20 protein-coding genes and 1 tRNA gene are annotated in these 19,942 nt (G+C 62.4%); 7 read left to right on the forward strand and 14 right to left on the reverse strand.

Annotation, left to right across the window (positions count from 1 at the left end; all coding sequences use genetic code 11):
- Positions 1–9: 9 nt before the first annotated feature.
- From A9K65_RS24570 to A9K65_RS24590, 5 genes are all read left to right on the forward strand, one after another.
- Positions 10–1,140, forward strand: a complete 1,131-nt coding sequence (locus A9K65_RS24570; protein WP_013532221.1) for a glycosyltransferase family 4 protein — start codon at positions 10–12, stop codon at positions 1,138–1,140.
- Positions 1,141–1,234: 94 nt separating this feature from the next.
- Positions 1,235–2,770 carry an undecaprenyl-phosphate glucose phosphotransferase gene (locus A9K65_RS24575; RefSeq protein ID WP_013532222.1) on the forward strand — a complete coding sequence of 512 codons (1,536 nt, stop codon included), beginning with the start codon at positions 1,235–1,237 and terminating at the stop codon, positions 2,768–2,770.
- Positions 2,767–4,023 (forward strand): O-antigen ligase family protein, encoded by a 1,257-nt coding sequence (locus tag A9K65_RS24580; RefSeq protein ID WP_064995439.1) that lies wholly within the window; start codon positions 2,767–2,769, stop codon positions 4,021–4,023. The genes A9K65_RS24575 and A9K65_RS24580 overlap by 4 nt, the downstream gene beginning before the upstream one ends.
- Before the next feature lie 306 nt (positions 4,024–4,329).
- Positions 4,330–5,097: an outer membrane beta-barrel protein gene (locus tag A9K65_RS24585; RefSeq protein WP_064995440.1), complete on the forward strand. Its 768-nt coding sequence runs from the start codon at positions 4,330–4,332 to the stop codon at positions 5,095–5,097.
- A 355-nt stretch (positions 5,098–5,452) separates the two neighbouring features.
- Positions 5,453–5,529: transfer RNA gene (locus A9K65_RS24590), tRNA-Pro, on the forward strand.
- 129 nt (positions 5,530–5,658) lie between these two features.
- Here the strand turns inward: A9K65_RS24590 and A9K65_RS24595 are convergent.
- Together A9K65_RS24595 and A9K65_RS36100 are read right to left on the reverse strand one after the other, a co-directional pair.
- On the reverse strand, positions 5,659–6,120 hold the full coding sequence (locus tag A9K65_RS24595) for a YbaK/EbsC family protein (protein ID WP_064995494.1): 462 nt from the start codon (positions 6,118–6,120) through the stop codon (positions 5,659–5,661).
- 187 nt (positions 6,121–6,307) lie between these two features.
- Positions 6,308–6,892: a helix-turn-helix transcriptional regulator gene (locus tag A9K65_RS36100; RefSeq protein WP_245321893.1), complete on the reverse strand. Its 585-nt coding sequence runs from the start codon at positions 6,890–6,892 to the stop codon at positions 6,308–6,310.
- Between A9K65_RS36100 and A9K65_RS24605 the strand changes: the two genes are divergently transcribed.
- On the forward strand, positions 6,873–7,487 hold the full coding sequence (locus tag A9K65_RS24605; RefSeq protein WP_064995441.1) for a hypothetical protein: 615 nt from the start codon (positions 6,873–6,875) through the stop codon (positions 7,485–7,487). The genes A9K65_RS36100 and A9K65_RS24605 overlap by 20 nt on opposite strands.
- A 530-nt stretch (positions 7,488–8,017) precedes the next feature.
- Here the strand turns inward: A9K65_RS24605 and A9K65_RS24610 are convergent.
- From A9K65_RS24610 to A9K65_RS24640, 7 genes are all read right to left on the reverse strand, one after another.
- Positions 8,018–8,320 carry a hypothetical protein gene (locus tag A9K65_RS24610; protein ID WP_064995442.1) on the reverse strand — a complete coding sequence of 101 codons (303 nt, stop codon included), beginning with the start codon at positions 8,318–8,320 and terminating at the stop codon, positions 8,018–8,020.
- Between the two features lie 85 nt (positions 8,321–8,405).
- Positions 8,406–8,945, reverse strand: a complete 540-nt coding sequence (locus tag A9K65_RS24615) for a MerR family transcriptional regulator (protein ID WP_063167770.1) — start codon at positions 8,943–8,945, stop codon at positions 8,406–8,408.
- 125 nt (positions 8,946–9,070) lie between these two features.
- Positions 9,071–9,394: an integration host factor subunit alpha gene (locus A9K65_RS24620; protein WP_013532231.1), complete on the reverse strand. Its 324-nt coding sequence runs from the start codon at positions 9,392–9,394 to the stop codon at positions 9,071–9,073.
- 103 nt (positions 9,395–9,497) lie between these two features.
- Positions 9,498–10,469, reverse strand: a complete 972-nt coding sequence (locus tag A9K65_RS24625; RefSeq protein ID WP_024504674.1) for a beta-ketoacyl-ACP synthase III — start codon at positions 10,467–10,469, stop codon at positions 9,498–9,500.
- 9 nt (positions 10,470–10,478) lie between these two features.
- Positions 10,479–11,549 (reverse strand): phosphate acyltransferase PlsX, encoded by a 1,071-nt coding sequence (plsX, locus tag A9K65_RS24630; RefSeq protein ID WP_024504675.1) that lies wholly within the window; start codon positions 11,547–11,549, stop codon positions 10,479–10,481.
- Positions 11,550–11,661: 112 nt separating this feature from the next.
- Positions 11,662–12,210: a DUF177 domain-containing protein gene (locus A9K65_RS24635; RefSeq protein ID WP_064995443.1), complete on the reverse strand. Its 549-nt coding sequence runs from the start codon at positions 12,208–12,210 to the stop codon at positions 11,662–11,664.
- A complete protein-coding gene (locus tag A9K65_RS24640) occupies positions 12,207–12,755 on the reverse strand; it encodes a ubiquinol-cytochrome C chaperone family protein (protein WP_063167769.1) in 549 nt (182 codons plus the stop codon). Before A9K65_RS24640 ends, A9K65_RS24635 begins: the two co-directional genes overlap by 4 nt.
- A 114-nt stretch (positions 12,756–12,869) precedes the next feature.
- Here A9K65_RS24640 and A9K65_RS24645 point away from each other — a divergent pair, with 114 nt between their 5' ends.
- The gene (locus tag A9K65_RS24645; RefSeq protein WP_013532236.1) at positions 12,870–13,382 is read left to right on the forward strand and encodes an outer membrane protein assembly factor BamE; all 513 of its coding nucleotides are present in this window, start codon (positions 12,870–12,872) and stop codon (positions 13,380–13,382) included.
- Between the two features lie 272 nt (positions 13,383–13,654).
- On the opposite strand, the gene A9K65_RS24650 is transcribed toward A9K65_RS24645, so the two are convergent.
- From A9K65_RS24650 to A9K65_RS24670, 5 genes are all read right to left on the reverse strand, one after another.
- Positions 13,655–15,796, reverse strand: a complete 2,142-nt coding sequence (locus A9K65_RS24650; RefSeq protein WP_013532237.1) for a sodium-translocating pyrophosphatase — start codon at positions 15,794–15,796, stop codon at positions 13,655–13,657.
- 239 nt (positions 15,797–16,035) lie between these two features.
- Positions 16,036–16,785, reverse strand: coding sequence for an ABC transporter permease (locus tag A9K65_RS24655; RefSeq protein ID WP_013532238.1), 750 nt, complete (start codon positions 16,783–16,785; stop codon positions 16,036–16,038).
- Positions 16,782–17,720, reverse strand: a complete 939-nt coding sequence (locus A9K65_RS24660; RefSeq protein ID WP_013532239.1) for an ABC transporter ATP-binding protein — start codon at positions 17,718–17,720, stop codon at positions 16,782–16,784. The genes A9K65_RS24655 and A9K65_RS24660 overlap by 4 nt, the downstream gene beginning before the upstream one ends.
- Positions 17,717–18,880 carry an ABC transporter permease gene (locus A9K65_RS24665; RefSeq protein WP_064995444.1) on the reverse strand — a complete coding sequence of 388 codons (1,164 nt, stop codon included), beginning with the start codon at positions 18,878–18,880 and terminating at the stop codon, positions 17,717–17,719. The genes A9K65_RS24660 and A9K65_RS24665 overlap by 4 nt, the downstream gene beginning before the upstream one ends.
- A 55-nt stretch (positions 18,881–18,935) precedes the next feature.
- Positions 18,936–19,847 (reverse strand): ABC transporter substrate-binding protein, encoded by a 912-nt coding sequence (locus A9K65_RS24670; protein ID WP_013532241.1) that lies wholly within the window; start codon positions 19,845–19,847, stop codon positions 18,936–18,938.
- Positions 19,848–19,942 lie beyond the last annotated feature (95 nt).

Consider the following 19,942-nt stretch of genomic DNA (forward strand, 5'->3'; position numbering starts at 1 on the left):
AGATACCAAGTGGCGGACAGGCTCAGGATCGTCCATTGCTTTCGCTCACCCGTCGGAGGAATTTTCCGGCATGTGCGCGACCTGACCGAGGCGCAGGTCGCCGCCGGGCATTCCGTCGGCATCGTCTGCGATTCGACGACGGGCGGCGCGTTCGAGGAACATCTGTTCGAGCAGATGAAGAACATGCTGGCGCTCGGCATTCATCGCACGCCGATGCAGCGCCACGTCGGTCCCGGCGACCTTGCCTCGGCCTGGCGCACGTACAGGATCATCAAGGAATTGCGGCCGGACGTACTGCACGGACACGGCGCCAAGGGTGGCGCCTATGCCCGTCTGTTCGGCTCGTTGTTGCGGGTATCAAGGTCTCGCGTAGCCCGCCTTTATTCGCCGCATGGCGGCTCCCTCCACTATGACGAGAACACGACCACCGGAAAGCTGTTCTTCGCGCTCGAGCGCTTCATGGCTCGCTTCACCGACTATCTGCTGTTTGTCTCGGACTATGAGCGGCGGACCTATCGCCACAAGGTCGGCGAGCCGCCCATTCCCAACACCCTTGTCTATAACGGCCTGCGCGCCACTGAATTCGAGCCGGTGATCACCGCGCCGGACGCAGCCGACCTGCTTTATATCGGCATGATGCGCGACCTGAAGGGGCCGGATATCTTCATCGACGCATTGGCGCTCGCCGGCCCACGGTTCGGCCGCGCGCTGACCGCGGTGATGGTCGGCGACGGCGACGACCTACCGCGTTACCACGGGCAAGTGAAACGCCTCGGGCTCGAGCGCCATGTCCGCTTCCTGCCGCCGATGCCGGCCAGGGAGGCCTTTGCCCTTGCCGCGCTTATCATCGTTCCCTCGCGCGCCGAAGCCATGCCCTATATCGTCCTGGAAACGCTTGCCGCAGGAAAGCCGATGATTGCAACCGCGGTCGGCGGCATTCCGGAGATATTCGACACCGGTTCCCCTGCCCTGATCCGACCTGACCCGATCGAGCTCGCCGAAAGGATGAGCCAGGCGCTGGCCGACCCGGCCGCCTATCGCGATCTGATGCCGGATGGGGCCGACCTCAAGGCACGCTTCGGCGCCGATGTGATGGCCGCCGACATCGAGAACGCCTATTTCGCCGCGCTCGACAGGTAGGCGCAGGACCAAGCCGTTCCAAAGCCGTATGTTGTTTCAAGGGTTTCTTAGCTCTCTTTTGCTATGACCGGGGGGAAGCTTGCGGAAAGCCCTCATGAACGAGATCGACCCCGCGCGCCGCTTTTCAGCAGAGGCGGTGCGTAAATTCGACGGCCCGGCCGATGGCGACACGCCAAGCGGCATGAACGATGTCGCGCGCCAGGTCGCCTCGCAGTACCGGCGCGATACGATGTCGCCGATCATGGTCAGCGGCGTCCTGCGCATGGTCGAATTCGGCTTGCTGTTCCTGTCCGGGCTCGCCGTCTATTTCCATTATGTCGGGTTCTTCAATTATCTCGCCTGGCAGTATCCGGTAACGATCGCCGCCGCGTCGTTCCTTGCCGTGGTGCTGCTCGACGTCACCGACTGCTACCAGATCGTCGCCCTGATGCGGCCGATCGCCAATTTCGGCCGCGTGCTGCTGGTCTGGGCCGGCACTTTCGCCCTCATGGCGCTGACGGCGTTCGTCATGAAGATGTCGGAAAACTATTCGCGTCTTTTGTTGGGCAGCTGGTTCGTCATCGGCTTCGTTCTCATCTTCGGCCTCAGGCTGGTAATGTCGAAGCTGATCCGGGCCTGGGCGCGCGATGGCCGCATGGAGCGGCGCGCCGTCATCGTCGGCGGCGGCAAGGCGGCGGAAATCCTGATCCGCTCGGTCGAAAAGCAGCCCTACAACGATATCCGCATCTGCGGCATCTTCGACGATCGCGGCGATAAGCGCTCGCCGCCCATCGTCGCCGGCTACCCCAAGCTCGGCACCATTTCGGAACTGATTGAATTCGCCCGCATCGCCCGCATCGACATGCTGATCGTGTCGCTGCCGCTGACCGCCGAATCCCGCGTTCTGCAGTTGCTGAAGAAGCTGTGGGTGCTGCCGGTCGACATCCGGCTGTCGGCGCATTCCAACGCACTGCAGTTTCGCCCGCGTGCCTATTCCTACATCGGCGCGGTGCCGATGCTCGACATCTTCGACAAGCCGATCAACGACTGGGATTCGGTGGCCAAACGCGCCTTCGACATCGTCTTCAGCCTGATCGGCATCGTCGTGTTCTCGCCGGTGATGCTGGCGACCGCCATCGCCATCAAGCTCGACAGCAAGGGTCCGGTGCTGTTCCATCAGAAGCGGCACGGTTTCAACAACGAGATCATCGAGGTCTATAAGTTCCGTTCGATGTATACCGACAAGGCCGACCCGACCGCCAAGCAGACGGTGACCAAGAACGATCCTCGCGTCACCCGCGTCGGCCGCTTCATCCGCAAGACCTCGATCGACGAGCTGCCGCAGTTCTTCAATTCGCTTCTGGGTTCGCTATCGCTGGTCGGCCCGCGTCCGCACGCCATCGCCGCGCAGTCGCATAACCTGCTCTACAACGAGGTCGTCGACGGCTATTTCGCCCGCCACAAGGTCAAGCCCGGCGTCACCGGCTGGGCGCAGATCAATGGCTGGCGCGGCGAGATGGACACCAACGAGAAGATCCGCATGCGCACGGAGTATGACCTCTACTATATCGAGAACTGGTCGTTGCTGTTCGACTTGCGGATCCTGTTCCTGACGCCGCTCCGGCTGCTCAATACGGAAAACGCCTATTGAGCGCGATCGCCCATGATTTGCCGCGCGCGGCGGTCAACGCCAAGCTGATCGCGCTGATTTCCTCGGGCGCGGTCTTCCTCGGCATTCTGCTGTCCGGCTTCGTCATCAGCGAGCCGGCGCCCTATGAGCTCTACATGGCCGGGCTGATCGCCATCTGGGCGCTTTTCGGCTTGAGGATTTCCCGCGCGGCCACGCCCTTGCTGGTGCTGCTGGTGACGATGAACATTGGCGGCATGATCTCCATGACGCAGATGGCGGACCTCGCCAACACACCGCTCTATCTCGCCGTATCGCTGTTTCTCGCCTTCAGCGCGGTGTTCTTCGCATCGATCACCGCCGTACAGCCGAGCCTCTACCGGCTGATCTTCATTGCCTATGTGGTTTCGGCCGTGGCGACCTCGCTGCTTGGCATTGCAGGCTACTTCCACGCCTTTCCGGGCGCCGAGATGTTCACCAAATACGATCGTGCCGCCGGCGCCTTCCAGGACCCGAACGTGTTCGGCCCGTTCCTGGTGCTGCCCGGCATCTATCTGCTCTATCTGCTTTTGACCGGACCGGTGACGCGCATGCCGCTTTTGGCGGTGCCGCTGCTGATCATCACCGCCGGCATCTTCTTCTCCTTCTCGCGCGGCGCCTGGGGCATGTTCGCCGTCTCGGCCGTCCTGCTCACCGGCTGCCTGTTCCTGCAAAGCGCCAGCGGCATGTTCCGGCTGCGCGTGGTGGTGATGACGATTGCAGCACTGGCGCTGCTGGTCGTCGCCATGATCGTCATCCTGCAGCTGCCCGGCGTGTCGGAGATGTTCTCCAACCGTGCCCATCTCGAACAGAGCTACGACACCGCCCGCCTCGGCCGCTTCGCCCGCTACGGCATCGGCTTCCAGATGGCGATGGAGCATCCGTTCGGCATCGGCCCGCTGGTCTTCGGCACGATCTTCGGTGAAGACACCCATGACATCTGGCTGAAGATGCTGATGGATTATGGCTGGCTCGGCTTCGTGTCGTTCCTCGCGCTCGTTCTATGGACGATAGCAGCCGGCTTCCGCATCCTGCTGCGCGACCGTGCTTGGCAGCCCTATCTGCTGTGCGCCTATGTCGCCTTCATCGGCAATATCGGGCTCGGCACCTTCATCGACATCGACCACTGGCGCCACGTGTACCTGCTGCTCGGCCTGATCTGGGGCGCCATCGCTCTGGAATACAGGCACCAGCGGTTGTTGCGGCCTGCCTTTCAGGGCTCGCCGGCACCGGCATAAAAGTCGCGGGAGTGAGAGGGCTTCACGTTGGCCTTCGGTGGAGATCCGGCCCGCTCTACATCACGACGAGACAGCTTCGAGAGCTTCCCGAATGGAATTGCTACCCGAATACGAAGTTTCTGATGGATTTCCTGACTAGGCGCTCTACATGCGCTTTACTCGGCTTCATTTGCGTTTTGAAGCGTCAGGCCAGTGTAGATCGAGTGCTCGACGGACGGTTGGTCCATGGCAAAAATATGCGGTTGTGGCAAAAACATCACATAATTTCATTTCGCTCCCGGCTATTGTTGTTCCCGAGGGAATTACTTGGGTTGGGAGAAATACGTGAATAGATTCTTAGCAATTCTCGCGGTTGCCGCCCTGTCGGCAAGCACCGCGTCAGCAGCAGACATGTTGGCCCCGGTTGCGGGGTCGGCCTATGACTGGAGCGGCCTCTATGTCGGCGGCCATCTCGGCGTTGCCAATGGTGACATCACGGCAACGGATATGACCGAGCCAAACGGTGGGTTCTTCACCGACCTCGTTCCGGCGGGAACAGAAGGATTTGACTTCAACAAAGCCGGCGTAGCCGGCGGTATCCATGCAGGCGCGCAATGGCAGTGGGGACAGTTCATTCTGGGCGGCGAAGCGACCTGGACGGCAACGGGCATCCGCAAGACCATCACCAGCCCCTATTTCCCGGACAGCGACACCGAGACCGCCAAAATCTCGAATTATGCCACGGTCGTCGGCCGCGTCGGCTACGCCTTCGATCGCGTGCTGATCTATGCCAAGGCTGGTTATGCCGGCGGCAAGGTGGATTTCCGCGCCCGAGACAACGACGCCCTGGTAACCTACGAAAAGAATGAGTGGCAGAACGGCTATGCGCTCGGCGCTGGCATCGACTATGCCCTCACGAACAACCTCTCGCTTGGCGTGGACTACACCCACGTTGACCTCGGCCATAAGACGAGCACGGGCGACAACGTGTTCGATGATGGCACTCTCGGCGACAATCCCGAGACCTATCGCACAGAGGCAAAGGTCGATGCCGTGATGGCCCGGCTAACCTACAAGTTTGGAATGGGTCAGTAGTGCATCGACATCATTTTCGCGGATCAGATCTAGCGTCAGGGGAGCTCGTCAGCGCTCCCCTTTCCTCGTAGCCTACATATTCCTTCGAACATTCTGGCGATTGAACGAAGTCTTGGACTTCTTTGGGCAATTGCAGCCCTAGAGCGGTGCAGGCTATGCCCTTCCAGGGCAAGACAAAGCACGTAGTGTGTCCGCCCTCGGTGACCGGAACCTAAGCAGCACTTGCGGTATGATTTGTCGGTGTGACTTTCGGTCACCAAAGGCACACCGGGACACCGTCTGTTCCCATTTCACCAATTTCAGCGAATTCGCCTCTTGCTTCTGAACCCTTGAGAATATAGGGCTTTCCGCGGTCCGGAGTGTAGCGCAGCCCGGTAGCGCACTTGACTGGGGGTCAAGGGGTCGTCGGTTCGAATCCGGCCACTCCGACCATTTTAGAAGCAGGACTTGCCCCCAAAAGTCCGCCTTTCCAGATGCCCGGTCAGTCTGGCCAAATCTCGGATCGGGACAAAATCCCGGAATGTATTCTCAATCGCCTTGCTCGAACTTCGGTTGGGCCCCCTACCCCTGGCACACATCCACCCACTCAGCCCCAATCAGCTCAACCATCCTCTGCGGGCTGATCCGCACCGCCGCATTGGTGGACCCGGCGGCGGGCACCACCTCGTCGAATTCGCGCAGCGATACGTCGCAATAGACCGGCAGTGGCGCCGGCAGGCCGAACGGGCAGACGCCGCCGACCGGGTGGCTCGTCGCTTCGACAACTTCCGCCGCGTCGAGCATGCGCGGCTTGCCGCCGAACTGGTCCTTGAACTTGCGGTTGTCCAGCCTGGCGATGCCGCTGGTCACCACCAGCATGGTGCGCTCGCCGACGCGCAGGCAGATCGTCTTGGCGATCTGCGCCGGCAGCACGCCATGCGCCTCGGCCGCCAGGGTCACCGTCGCCGAGCTCGCCTCCGTGACGATGACGTCGATGTCAGGCGCGTGGGCGGCGAAGAACGCACGAACGGAGTCCAGGCTCATATCGAAAAACCCATGGTTCAAAAACTTGAAGGACGGCGGATTGCTGTCCAGCAGCCGGGGCCGCCGCGCATATAAGCACGCGCGGCATACAAATCGGCAAGCGCCAGGCTGAAGCAGACGCTGCGGCAGGTACAAAGAAACCCGCCAAGAGGGCCTTGGCGGGTTCTCTGGAATGCCTGGTGCGGGTCTACGCCAGCGATCGACCTTGCGCCGCCGGCGGCGCAGCCGGGGTGATCAGAGCTTCCTGGGGAAGGTGAAGCGCGGACACAATACGACGCAGCTTCGACGGATCGGTCACTCTGCCGCTTTCGATATCCTCAATCTCGTCCACCGCCAGGCCGCATGTCAGGGAGAGCTCTTCCACGCTGTAACCGCGAGTCTCCCGCATCGCTCTGAGGGTGTTGTAATCTGGCCCGCTCCCGTTGGTTGCCGGTTCGGAGTGGGGTTCGCTTTTCGCATTATGGGGCATTGGCAACTCCATGACTGAAAGAGTTTGATCAAATGAGGAGTGTTGCCTGAGACGGTCGGGAAGATGCCCTCTCACTGGTGATTTGCCAAGAGCCAAAAGGGCCGTCACGGGATCGTGAACCAGGTGCCTGGCGCGGCCTCTGGCGCACACGTCGCGATCAAGTTGTTTTGAAGGCCTGATCGGCCGTTTGCCGGCAGTTTCGCCGCGGCCTTTCGTTATCTCCGGGTCGCTGGCGTGAAACCATCCGGTTCCAGCCAGTTCGTTCCCGGAAGGATTATTTGCAATGAACTTGAAGACAGTCATGGTCGTGCTCGGCACGATTTCCAGCCTTTCCGTCGCCGGCGCGGGCACCGCCCAAGCCGCAGGCGCGCTTCGTGTGCGCGGCACGGTGGTCAGTTTTAAGCCCACGCTGCTCACCGTGAAAACCCGCCAGGGCGATACCGACGCGATCAAGCTCAAGGCCGGCTGGAAGATCTCGGGCGTCGCCAACGCCTCGGCAACGGACATCAAGCAGGGCGATTTCCTCGGCATTGCCTCCGTATCGAAAGCGGATGGCGGCAGCGGCGCCCTGGAGGTGGTGGTCTTCCCGGCCGCGCTGAAAGGCACCGGCGAGGGTGACCGCCCCTGGGACCTGCAGCCAAACAGCCGGATGACCAACGGCACCGTCGCCGACGTTACCGATATAAGCGGGCGATTCGTCACGCTGACCTATGACAATGGCCAGACCAAGAAGATTTCGATTCCCGACACCACCCCTGTCGTCACCTTCGCGCCGGCGACGCCGAGCGACCTCAAGCCGGGTGCGACGGTCTTTGTCACCGCTGAGCGGGGCAGTGACGGCGCACTCAGCGCCAGCCGCGTCGTGGTCGGAACCAACGGCGTCGTGCCGCCGATGTAGTCGGACAGGCGGCCAATGGGCCGCCTCTCGATCTTGCCGTGCATGGTGGCGGGAGGCTGGATTGGGCAGAAACAGTCCAGAAACAAAATTCTACAATCGGGAAATACTGACGAAAAAATTCAGGCGCGTAATTCCATTCGCGGCGGCCGGGCTATCGCCCCGATCCACATGCGCCCGCGAAACAAAAGGAAACGATCCATGAAGAAGTCCCTCCTCTCGGCCCTCGGGCTTGCAGTTGCATTGGCTTTCACGGTGCCCGTCATCGGCGCGACGAGTGCGGATGCGGCGCCGATGGCAAAGCATCATCGTCACCACCATCATCATCGCCACCATGTCCGCCATCACCATCATCACCGCCACCACCACCATGTGATCGGAAACAAGGCCTAAGCACCGCAAACTGCCACCGAGAAGACCGGCCTTGGCTTCCTGTCCAAGGCCGGTCTTCCCTTGGCATTGCGGCGCGTTAGCTCGACACGAGTTGGGCTCGAATGACGGCGCCAGCTATCTCCACCATCAGAAGCACCGCCTCAGCGCCGGCTGAACAGCAAACTGGCGACAAGACCGAGCACCACAAGGCCGACAGCGGCGGCAGCCGCCGGATGGTCGCGGGCCGACCTCTCGATCACCCTGCCCTGTTTGCGCAGTGCCGGCATGGCGTCGCGCAGACGCCCCGCAAGATCGGAATAGGTATCGAAGGCTGCATCGCGACCGTCCTCGTAGTAGGCGCCGCCTCGCCTTGCCACAGCCCTCTTCAAGCTGGCCAGTTCTTTGGTGAGAGCCGCGACCTGCCTGTCGAGATCGATGTCCGAGAGGGTCGAAAATAATGCCATGATGTGTTTCCTTCACTTGCAGAAGGAAACGTAACGCCTCACCGGAAGACGGGTTCCGGTTTCGAACTATCACGTCGGGCTGCGGTCAGCGCACCTGATCAAGCAGGCGCTTGCATTCCAGGAGGTCGAACAGCGCCTCCTGCAGCAAGGCCCTGTTGTCGCGCGAGAGTTTCGATGCATCCGGCTGCACCGGACCGTCCTCGTCGCTCTTGCCCAGGCCGAAAAAGCGACGGCTGGGTTTGACGCGCGGCTGGCCGACCAGTTCGTCGTCCATGCTGCGCGGCTGGGCCGCCGGCGTCAGCGGCACCTGGTCAGCCTGCCTTCGCTGCGAGATCGCCTCGACGGCGGCCATGTCGCCATTGCCGATGGCAACCAGGAAATGGTTGCCGTTCTCGCGCAACAGCTTCTGCACGCCCTTGATGGTGTAGCCCTGGTCGTAGAGCATATGGCGGATGCCCTTGATCAGCTCGACATCCTGCGGCCGGTAGTAACGACGGCCGCCGCCGCGCTTCATCGGCTTGATCTGGTTGAAACGCGTTTCCCAGAAGCGCAGCACATGCTGCGGCAAATCGAGATCTTCGGCGACCTCGCTGATGGTACGAAAGGCGTCGGGGCTCTTGTCCATGGGCGAATCCTCACGCTGGACGATGATCCGGCCTAGCTGCCGAATCGGGGCTTATTTCAGCGGTTTATGAAGCAATATTCAAGCCCGGCGTCATGGCGGCGGCGGTTTTCAACCGCGCAGTAGGATTACTTGCCGCTTTTGGCCTTGCCGCTCTGATGGGAGCGCAAGATACGGCTCTTCAGCACGTTGGACGACTTGAAGGTCATCACCCGACGCGGCAGGATCGGCACTTCCTCGCCGGTCTTGGGATTGCGGCCGATACGCTCGTTCTTGGAGCGGACGTGGAATGTCGCGAAGGACGACAGCTTCACCGTTTCGCCGCGCACGATGGCTTCGCAGATTTCATCCAGCACCGCTTCGACGAGTTCGGCCGATTCAGTGCGCGACAGGCCGACCTTCCGGTAAACTGCCTCGGCAAGGTCGGCGCGCGTAAGTGTCTTTCCCCCCATGCGACCGTCCCATCAGCTCAAAACATAAAATTCGGCACAACAACGGCAGAGCCTAAGTAATTGATCCGTCAAGGTCAAGGACCGAAACTGGACCGTTCGGCACTTACCAGCGAACCAGGACAGCGCCCCAGGTGAAGCCGCCACCCATCGCTTCCAGGAGGACGAGATCGCCCTTCTTGATGCGGCCGTCGGCAACGGCCACCGACAGCGCCAACGGCACGGAAGCAGCCGAGGTGTTACCGTGCAAATCGACCGTAACCACCACCTTTTGCTCAGCTATCCCGAGCTTCTTGGCGGAAGCGTCAATAATTCGTTTATTGGCCTGGTGCGGCACGAACCAGTCGAGATCCTCGGCTGAGATACCGGCTTGCGCAAACGTCGCCTCGATGACGTCGGTGATCATGCCGACCGCGTGCTTGAAGACTTCGCGGCCCTCCATCCGGAGATGGCCGACCGTACCCGTCGTCGACGGCCCGCCATCGACAAAAAGCTTGTCCTTGTGCGTGCCGTCGGAGCGCAGGCTGGCCGCCAGAACGCCATGGTCGGCGATCGTGCCCGCGCCCTCGCCCGCTTCCAGGATCATGGCACCGGCGCCGTCTCCGAACAGCACACAGGTCGACCGGTCGCTCCAGTCGAGAATGCGCGAGAATGTTTCGGACCCGATCACCAGGACACGCTTGGCCAGGCCGCCGCGGATGTAGAGATCGGCGGTGGTCACGGCATAGACGAAACCCGAACAGACCGCCTGCATGTCGAAGGCAAAGCCGTGATGCATACCGAGCCGGTTCTGGATCTCGACGGCGGTGGCCGGAAACGTGTTGTTGGGCGTCGAGGTCGCCAGCACGATCAGATCGATGTCGGCGGGCGTGAGGCCCGCATTGGCAAGTGCGGCACGTGCCGCCGCTTCCCCCAGCGAAGCGGTCGTCTCGTCATCGCCCGCGATGTGGCGCTGGCGAATGCCGGTGCGCTGGGCGATCCACTCGTCGGAGGTCTCGACCATGCCTTCGAAATCGGCATTCTTCATGATTCGGCGGGGCAGCGCGGCGCCCGTGCCGCGCACGACTGATCTGATCAAAGTTCTTTCCTATTCCTTTGCGTCGGTGACGACGTCGGATTTCCTAGATGACAGGGCGCGCGGGTTGCGCGCATGAAACAGGTCCAGATCGGCCTCGATACGGTCGAGGAGGTTGTTGCGGACCATGTCATAGCCGAGTTCGATCGCGGCGGCGAACCCGTCAGAATCAGCACCGCCATGGCTTTTGACGACGATCCCGCTCAGCCCCAGGAAAACGCCGCCATTGGAGCGGCCGACATCCATCTTTTCGCGCAAGCGGTTGAAGGCGCCCTTAGCGAAGACGTAGCCGATCCTGGCCATCAGGGTGCGGCTCATCGCGGCGCGCAGATAACCCGCTATCTGGCGCGCCGTGCCTTCCGCGGTCTTCAGAGCGATGTTGCCGGCGAAGCCCTCGGTCACCACAACGTCGACCGTGCCCTTGCCGATATCGTCGCCCTCGACGAAACCGTGATAGTTCATCGAGGCCATGTTGGCTTCGCGCAGCATGCGCCCCGCCTCCTTAACCTCTTCCTGGCCTTTGATCTCCTCGACGCCGACATTGAGCAGGCCGACGCTGGGCCGGGCTATGCCGAAGACCGAGCGCGCCATGCCGGTGCCGAGAATGGCAAAATCGATGAGCTGTTGCGCATCGGCCCCGATGGTCGCGCCGACATCCAGCACCACGCTTTCGCCGCGCAATGTCGGCCAAAGGGCTGCGATCGCCGGGCGATCGATGGTGGCCATGGTGCGCAGGCAGAATTTCGACATCGCCATCAGCGCACCGGTGTTGCCCGCGGAAATGCAGGCGTCGGCCGTGCCGGCCTTGACCGCTTCGACGGCCTTCCACATCGATGACTTCCAGCGGCCGTGGCGCAGCGCCTGGCTCGGCTTGTCGTCCATCCTGACCGCAATTTCGCAATGGAAGAATTCGCTGATCTCGGCAAGCTTGGGAAATTTGGCGAGCTCCGGGCGCACGACCTCCTCACGCCCGAAGATGACGAAGCGGATGTCGGGACGACGGGTCGCGACCGTCATGAGCGCTGGAATGACCACGGCTGGTCCGTGATCGCCGCCCATGGCATCGATGGAAATCCTGATCACGCGGTATTTGTCTCACGGTTAGGCGGCAGGTCGTTTAGCGACCGCGAAGGTTCGGCGAAAATAACGGTTTTGGGCTGCCACACAACCGACTTTTCCGTCGCGGGCGAGCTTTTCAGGATTTTCCCAGCAAGGATAGCAGTTTTTGCTGAAATTCATTCTCCGCCGGTTCGGTCTCGCTGCCGGCGTTGAGCGCTGCGCCCTGCTTACGCGGATAGGGGTCGATGGCGAGCCCGAAATACTGTTCGGCGAGTGCCCCGACATCGATCGTGTCACCGGAAAATGTCTCTGGACTGTCAGGGCCTTCCGCGTCGAGCAGGATCTCGCCGCCACCATCGAAACCCTGCCGTCCAAGCTTGGAATCCTCGGGCAGCAGCAGCGCTTCGACCGGTTCGTCGATATGCGCTTCGACAGGCTCGAGCGTGACGATGCAGGCCTGGGTGATGTCGGCTTCGACACGACCGCTTATCTTCACGCCATTGCGCTTCCACGACGCGACCAGAAGCTCGGCGCGATAGGATTCGACCGAAATCAACCCGTGCTCCTCGGCCAGTGCCGCACGCTGTGCGGCATCGGCTTCGACAACCAGCGGCAGGCCCTTTTGCGGCAGGCGCGTGATGTTTGCACGGAAGGAGACCGGGCTTTGCGGGTCCACATGCTTCATTGTTCAACCTCCTTGGCGGCGGGAAAGGTCAGCGTGCCGGAGACAATCGATTCGGATGTCTGCGCGGCCAGATGATTGCGCGCGTCGGTAACATAGTTGGCCAGCAGCGATGCTTCCAGCCAGGCGCCCGCGTCGGGCCGGACATTGCGGGCAAGAGCCGCGGTCAGCGCTTCATGGTCGTTTCTTTCCAGGGCATCGTCATAGGCAGCGGTTCGGCCATAAAACATCTTTGCCAGCTTTTTCATGCGTTTGGGCACGCCAACGTCGCCAATGCCCAATTCCCGCAACGAATGGTCGACGTCGAGGAAGAACTCGTCGATCAGCACCTGGGCGACCTCTTGCGCCGCACCGCTCTCACCGCGCAACCTATGCTGGAACAGGAACATGTGCAGCGACAGCATCTCGAAACGGCCAAGCGGCGTGTCTGGCACATTCCAGTGGGAATAAAACACCGTCTGCCGCGCCGCCGCCACGATTTGTGCGTAAAGCGCCTCGGTGATAGCGCGGTTGGCGTAGCGTTCGCGGCCAAAAAAGCGCTGGAACATTGGGGATGGTCTCCTGGGGACCGTTTGTTGAAGTGGGCTTGTTGCATCGGCAAGCAAGCTGGTTTACCGGTTTCGCGGCCCAGCGCAAGTTGCGGCCAGCTAATGGAGTTGTTGTTGCGCGCGCTGAATTTCAAGTCGACCTTCTCGTCCAGGCCCGCCGGCGCGATCTCGCTGCTGATGATCGTTTCGGCATTATCGGCCTGCCACACCTCCAAGATGATCGGCGACCTCAGCCCGAGTGAGACGCTGACGCAAGGTTACGTCATAGACCAGCAGGCAATCGACCTGGTGCCGGTCGGTTCGAGCCGCGAGCAGGTGCTTCTGGCGCTCGGCACGCCGTCGACGACCGCGACGTTCGACAACGAGGCCTTCTATTACATTTCGCAGACGCGCAAGCGCTACGTCGCCTTCGACAAGCCACGGCTCATTGATCAGCATGTGCTGGCGGTCTATTTCGGCGCCGATGGCCGCGTCACCCAGATCGCCAATTACGGGATGAAGGACGGCAAGATGTTCGACTTCATCTCACGCACCACACCGACCGGCGGCAAGGACCAGAACTTCCTCAGCCAGATCATCAACGGTGCCAGCAAGCTGGCACCCAGCATTCCGGGCGGCGGCGCCTAATTCCTTTCGGCTTCCATTCCGGGAGCCTCATCATCTCAGGCGACCAAAAACCCGCGGGAGCGATCCTGCGGGTTTTTGTTGTGGCCTCGATCAGGGCAAGATCCCCGTATGTTTGCCGGCGATGCTTAAGCCGTCGAAACCCAAGCCGGTAGATGAGATACCGGCGCATTTACCGCATGCAAGAGATCGGCCTGTTGACGCGTCGACATGGCATTGCTCAATAAAAAACCCGCGGGATCGCTCCCGCGGGTTGTTTCGGGCTGAAGTCTAGATCAGCCGTGCGCGAGCACGGCCAGCAGCAAGAGCGCGACGATGTTGGTGATCTTGATCGCCGGGTTGACGGCCGGACCAGCGGTGTCCTTGTAGGGATCGCCGACCGTGTCGCCGGTCACCGAAGCCTTGTGCGCCTCGGAACCCTTGAGATGCTTGACGCCGTCCTTGTCGACAAAGCCGTCTTCGAAGGACTTCTTGGCGTTGTCCCAGGCACCGCCGCCAGAGGTCATCGAGATGGCGACGAACAGGCCGTTGACGATGACGCCGAGCAGCGAGGCACCCAGCGCTGCAAAGGCAGACGCCTTCGAGCCCGAGATGAGCAGCACGCCGAAATAGACGACGAGCGGCGCCAGCACCGGCAGCAGCGACGGGATGATCATTTCCCTGATTGCCGCCTTGGTCAGAAGGTCGACCGCGCGGGCGTAGTTCGGCTTCGAGGTGCCGGCCATGATGCCCGGATCCTCGCGGAACTGCTTGCGCACCTCCTCGACGATGGCGCCCGCCGCACGGCCGACGGCCGTCATGGCGATGCCGCCGAACAGATACGGGATCAGCCCGCCGAAGATCAGGCCGGCGACGACGTATGGGTTGGAGAGATCGAAGGAGATCTCGCCCATGCCCTGGAAGTAGGGATATTTGTCGCCATTGGCGGCGAAGAACTTCAGGTCGTTCGAGTACGCGGCAAACAGCACCAATGCGCCGAGACCGGCGGAGCCGATGGCGTAGCCCTTGGTCACCGCCTTGGTGGTGTTGCCGACCGCGTCGAGCGCGTCGGTGGAGTGGCGCACTTCCTTGGGCAGGCCGGCCATTTCGGCGATGCCGCCGGCATTGTCGGTGACCGGGCCGAAGGCATCGAGCGCAACGATCATGCCGGCAAGGCCGAGCATAGTCGTGACCGCGATCGCCGTACCGAAGAGGCCGGCAAGCTGATAGGTCGAGATGATGCCGCCGACGATGACGATCGCCGGCAGCGCCGTCGATTCCAGCGAGACCGCGAGGCCCTGGATGACATTGGTGCCGTGACCGGTGACCGACGCCTGGGCGATGGAATTGACCGGGCGCTTGTTGGTGCCGGTGTAGTATTCGGTGATGACCACGATGAGACCGGTCACCACGAGGCCGATCAGGCCGCAGATGAACAGGTTCTTGCCGGTGATGACCATGCCGGCGACCGTGCCGACCTCACCCCAGCCGAGCGTCACCTGGGTGGCGACGCCGAGGCCGACGATGGACAGCAGGCCAGTGACGATCAGGCCCTTGTAGAGTGCGCCCATGATCGAGCCGTTGGAACCGAGCTTGACGAAGAAGGTGCCGACGATCGAGGTCAGGATGCAGGCGCCGCAGATGGCGAGTGGATAAAGCATGGCCGCACCCAACACGGCGGTGCCGCCAAAGAAGATGGCAGCCAGAACCATGGTGGCGACGACAGTCACCGCATAGGTTTCGAACAGGTCAGCGGCCATGCCGGCGCAGTCGCCGACATTGTCGCCGACATTGTCGGCGATCGTGGCCGGGTTGCGCGGATCGTCTTCGGGAATACCGGCTTCGACCTTGCCGACGAGATCGCCGCCGACGTCGGCGCCTTTGGTGAAGATGCCGCCGCCGAGACGAGCGAAGATCGAGATCAGCGATGCGCCGAAGCCGAGCGAGACCAGCGAGTCGATGACGATGCGGTCATTGGGCTGGAGGCCCATGAAGTGGGTCAGGATGAGGTAGTAGATCGACACGCCGAGCAAGGCGAGGCCAGCAACCAGCATGCCGGTGATGGCGCCCGATTTGAACGCGATGTCGAGGCCGGCAGCGAGACTGTTCGATGCGGCCTGCGCCGTGCGAACGTTGGCGCGAACGGAGACATGCATGCCGATGAAGCCGGCGGCGCCTGAAAGCACCGCTCCGATCAGGAAGCCGATCGCGGCGGTGATGGACAGCAACCACCAGGCGAGCACGAGGACGACGACGCCAACGATGGCGATGGTGGTGTACTGACGCGCCAGATAGGCTTGTGCGCCCTCGCGGATAGCCGCGGAGATTTCCTGCATGCGTGCATTGCCCTGATCGGCCGCAAGGACCGAACGTGTCGCCCAGATGGCGTAAAGGATTGAAAGCAGGCCGCAGGCGATGACGGCGGAAATAATTGTCATTGCCGGATTTTCCTCGATTGATGGCCCAAAAGAACCCCTCCCTGGGCCGTTGAGACAAAGACCGGATTCCGAGCACGGAATCCGCCTCTTCGCAGCGGTGTATGCGAAACAGGGCTGCGAACGTCAAGATATTGTTCGGTTTTTGCCCGGCTTTCGCCCAAATGGTTGGGACCAGGCGGCGGCTGCCGTCAGCACCCTGCGATTAGATCGATTGAAATTAGCCCTGACGCAGGGCGTGGCTACTCTGCCTCCCGGCCCATCCGGCGCGCCGTGTAGCGCTCTATGGCCGACAGGCCGTCATAGATCAGCACGGCAAGGGCTGCCACGATCAGGCCGCCCTGCAGGATGAAGGCGAGATTGTTGGACAACAACCCGGCGATGATCACTTCGCCCAGCGTTTTGGCTGCCACGGTCGAACCGATGGTCGCCGTGGCAAGGCTGATCACCACCGACAGCCTGATGCCGCCGAGAATGATCGGGGCGCTGAGCGGCAGCTCGACCTTGGTGAGCCTTTGCCAACCGGTCATGCCGGCGCCGCGCGCCGCCTCGACGACATTGGCAGGTAGCGTCGTCAGGCCGGTCAGCGCGTTCTCGAAGATCGGCAGCAGGCCATAGAGAAACAGCGCGATCAGTGTCGGCTTCTCGCCGAAGCCGACGGCCGGCACAGCGAGTGCCAGCACCGCCACGGGCGGAAAGGTCTGGCCGATGTTGACCAGGCTGCGCGACAGCGGCAGGAATTCGGCGCCGGCCGGCCTGGTGACCAGGATGGCAAGCGCCACCGCAACGATGGTTGCTGCCACGGTGGCGATCAGAACCGTGCGCAAATGCAGCAATGTCAGCGTCAGCAGGCTGCCCTGGTTGTAGATCACCGGCGCATTGTTTTCGGTCAGCGGCTTCAGCAGCGGCACGAACCAGCCGGGATTGGTGACGAAGGCAACGAGCAGCATCACCAGGGCAAGTCTGAGCAACGATGGAAGCCAGGCCTTCATGCCGGCCTCGCCGCGCGCTTCACCAGCCCGTCGACGGTGACGCGGCCAAGCGGCTTGCCATCGGCGCCTTTGACCGGCAGCGCCGGCCGGCCCGTCCACAACAATTCGGCCAGCGCGTCACGCTGGCTGGCGTCGCCAGGGATCGCCTCGCCTTCGGCGGAGCCCTTCTCCACGGCATCGCGGACCCGACCGAGCGACAGCAGCCGGAACGGCCTTTCGCTGGCGCCGACCAGGGTCTCGACGAAGGCGCTTGCCGGCTTTGCCAGGATCTCGGCGGGCTTGGCGTATTGCACCAGCTTGCCGGCATCCATGACCGCGATCTTGTCGCCCATATGCACGGCCTCTTCCATGTCGTGGGTGACCAGGATGATGGTGGTGCCGAAGCGCTTCTGGATCGCCAGCAGATCCTCCTGCGCCTTGTTGCGGATGATCGGGTCGAGGGCGCCGAACGGTTCGTCCATCAACAGCACGTTGGGCTCGGCGGCGAGCGCGCGGGCAACGCCGACGCGCTGTTGCTGGCCGCCGGACAGTTCGTGCGGGTAGCGCGGCCCGAAGGCTTCGGGGTCAAGCTGATAGAGCGTCATCAGTTCGTCGACCCGGGCCTTGATGCGGTCCTTGTCCCAACCGAGCAGCACCGGCACGGTGGCAATGTTCTGCGCCACCGTGCGATGCGGGAACAGGCCGTGGCCCTGGATGGCGTAGCCGATGCTGCGGCGCAGCTCATAGCCGGGCAGCGAACGATTGTCGGCGCCGTCGAGCTTGATGATGCCCGAGGTCGGTTCGACCAGCCGGTTGATCATGCGCAGCAGCGTCGTCTTGCCGGAACCGGACGTGCCGACAATGACGGCTATGGTGCGCGGCTCGATGACCATCGACACGTCATCGACCACGGTCGTCGCGTCATAGCGCTTGGTAATGCCTTCGATCTCGATCATGCCGTTTCAACCCTGCGCCTGGTGGCGGTCATTTCGATCACCGCATCGAGGATGATGGCGGCGGCAAAGGCGAGCGCGACCGTTGGCACCGCGCCGAGCAGCACAAGGTCCATCGCCGTCTGGCCCACACCCTGGAAGACGAATACGCCGAAACCGCCGCCGCCGATCAGCGCGGCAATGGTGGCGAGGCCGATGTTCTGCACCAAGACGATGCGGATGCCGGTCAGGATCACTGGAAAGGCCAGTGGGAACTCGACGCCGAACAGGCGCTGGCGTTCGGTCATGCCCATGCCGCGTGCCGCGTCGTTGGCGGTGCGCGGCACGCCAGCGAGACCGACCACGGTGTTAGCCACCACCGGCAGCAGCGAATAAAGGAACAGCGCGACGAAGGCGGGGGCTGTGCCGATGCCGCGAATGCCGAGCGCGGCAGCCCCCGGCACATGCGTGGCCACCCAGCCGAGCGGCGCGATCAGCAGGCCGAACAGCGCGATCGAGGGAATGGTCTGGATGATGTTGAGCACGTTGAGAACGCCGGCGCGCAGATTCTCGACGCGATGGCAGAGAATACCGACCGGCAGGCCGACGACCACTGCCGCAAGCAGCGACCCTAGCGCCAGCGTCACATGCTTGGAGCCCTCCGCCCAGAAACTGTCGGCGCGGTTGAAATATTCCTTCAGGATCGACAGATTGTCCCAGCTTCCCGAAATCAACAGCAGCCCTATCGCCAAAGCCGAGACCGCAAGCACGCCAACTCGTGCCAATGGCGACAGGTTCAGCCGTGTCAGCACATCGGCAAGCAAAAGCGTGAAGGCAAAGATCAGAATCCAGAAACCGGAGGCTGGCGAAACTCTCGCAAAGGTGTTGCCCTCCGGCGTGAGAAATGTTCCGGCGACGCCGATCAGCAGCGCGAGCGCGGCAAGCGCCACCACGCTGGCGGCAAGGCGCAGCGCAAGCAGTGTCTTGAACAGCGCGATGAGTGCTGCGGCGACGACGATGACGAGCAGCAGCGTCCCGGTGATTGCCGGCAGCGCCTCAAGAATTGAGCGCGCCTGGCCGGGGACGATGCGGTTGGCACGGAACGTGGCAAAGGGCGCGGCAAAAGCCGCGTAGGCTGATATAGCGGCGATGACCACGCCGAGCTTGTCGAAGCGGATGTTCACGCCCTCCCCCGTCAGTCGATCCGGCGCGCCACGAAAGCGGCGCGCCGGAATCGTCCTACTTCAGGAAGCCGTTCTTCTTCAAAAAGTCCTCGGCGACGCCCTTGACCGGCTCGCCGCCGACCTGCACGCGACCATTCAGCTCCTGCAGCGTGACGAGGTCGAGCTTGGCGAAGACCGGCTTCAGCAGCGTCTCGATCTCGGGATGTTGCTTCAGCACCGCTTCGCGGATGATCGGCGCCGGCTGGTAGACCGGCTGCACGCCCTTGTCGTCGTCGAGCACGACGAGCCCGGACGGTGCGATGCCGCCATCGGTGCCGTAGACCATGGCCGCATTGGCGCCGTTGGTCTGGTTGGCGGCCGCGGCGATGGTTGCCGCGGTGTCGCCGCCCGAGAGAGTGATCAGTTGGTCCGGCTTCAGCGTGAAGCCATAGGTGGTCTGGAAGGCCGGCAGTGCAGCCGCCGAATTGACGAACTCGGCGGAAGCCGCCAGCACCACCTGACCGCCGCCCGCGACATATTTGCCGAAGTCGGTGAGCGTGGCGAGCTTGTTGGTCTCGGCGACTTCCTTGCGCAGCGCAATCGCCCAGGTGTTGTTTGCGGGCGACGGCGACAGCCAGACGATCTTGTTGGCGTCGTAATCGAGCTTCTTGGCCGTTTCATAGGCCTTGGCGGCATCCTTCCAGACCGGGTCGTCGGCCTTCTCGAAGAAGAAGGCGGCGTTGCCGGTGTATTCGGGATAGATGTCGATCTCGCCAGCGGTGATCGCCTTGCGCACCACCGGCGTGCCGCCGAGCTGGATGCGGTCCGATGTCTTGATGTTGTTGGCGTTGAGGACGAGCTGGATGATGTTGCCGAGCACGCCGCCCTCGGTGTCAATCTTCGAAGAGACAACCACCTGGGCATTGGCGGAAGCCACCGTGATGCCGAGCGCCAATGCCGCGCCGGCCAGAAACTTGACTGAAAACATGTGAAACCCCTTGCTATGAACCGAAACGCGATGACCGCATATGAGCATGGCTTCAACGGCCAGTCGGGGCACACGGTTTCATAACAAGGGGGATC

This window comes from Mesorhizobium sp. WSM1497 (genome assembly GCF_001672455.2).
GTDB classification, from domain to species: domain Bacteria; phylum Pseudomonadota; class Alphaproteobacteria; order Rhizobiales; family Rhizobiaceae; genus Mesorhizobium; species Mesorhizobium ciceri.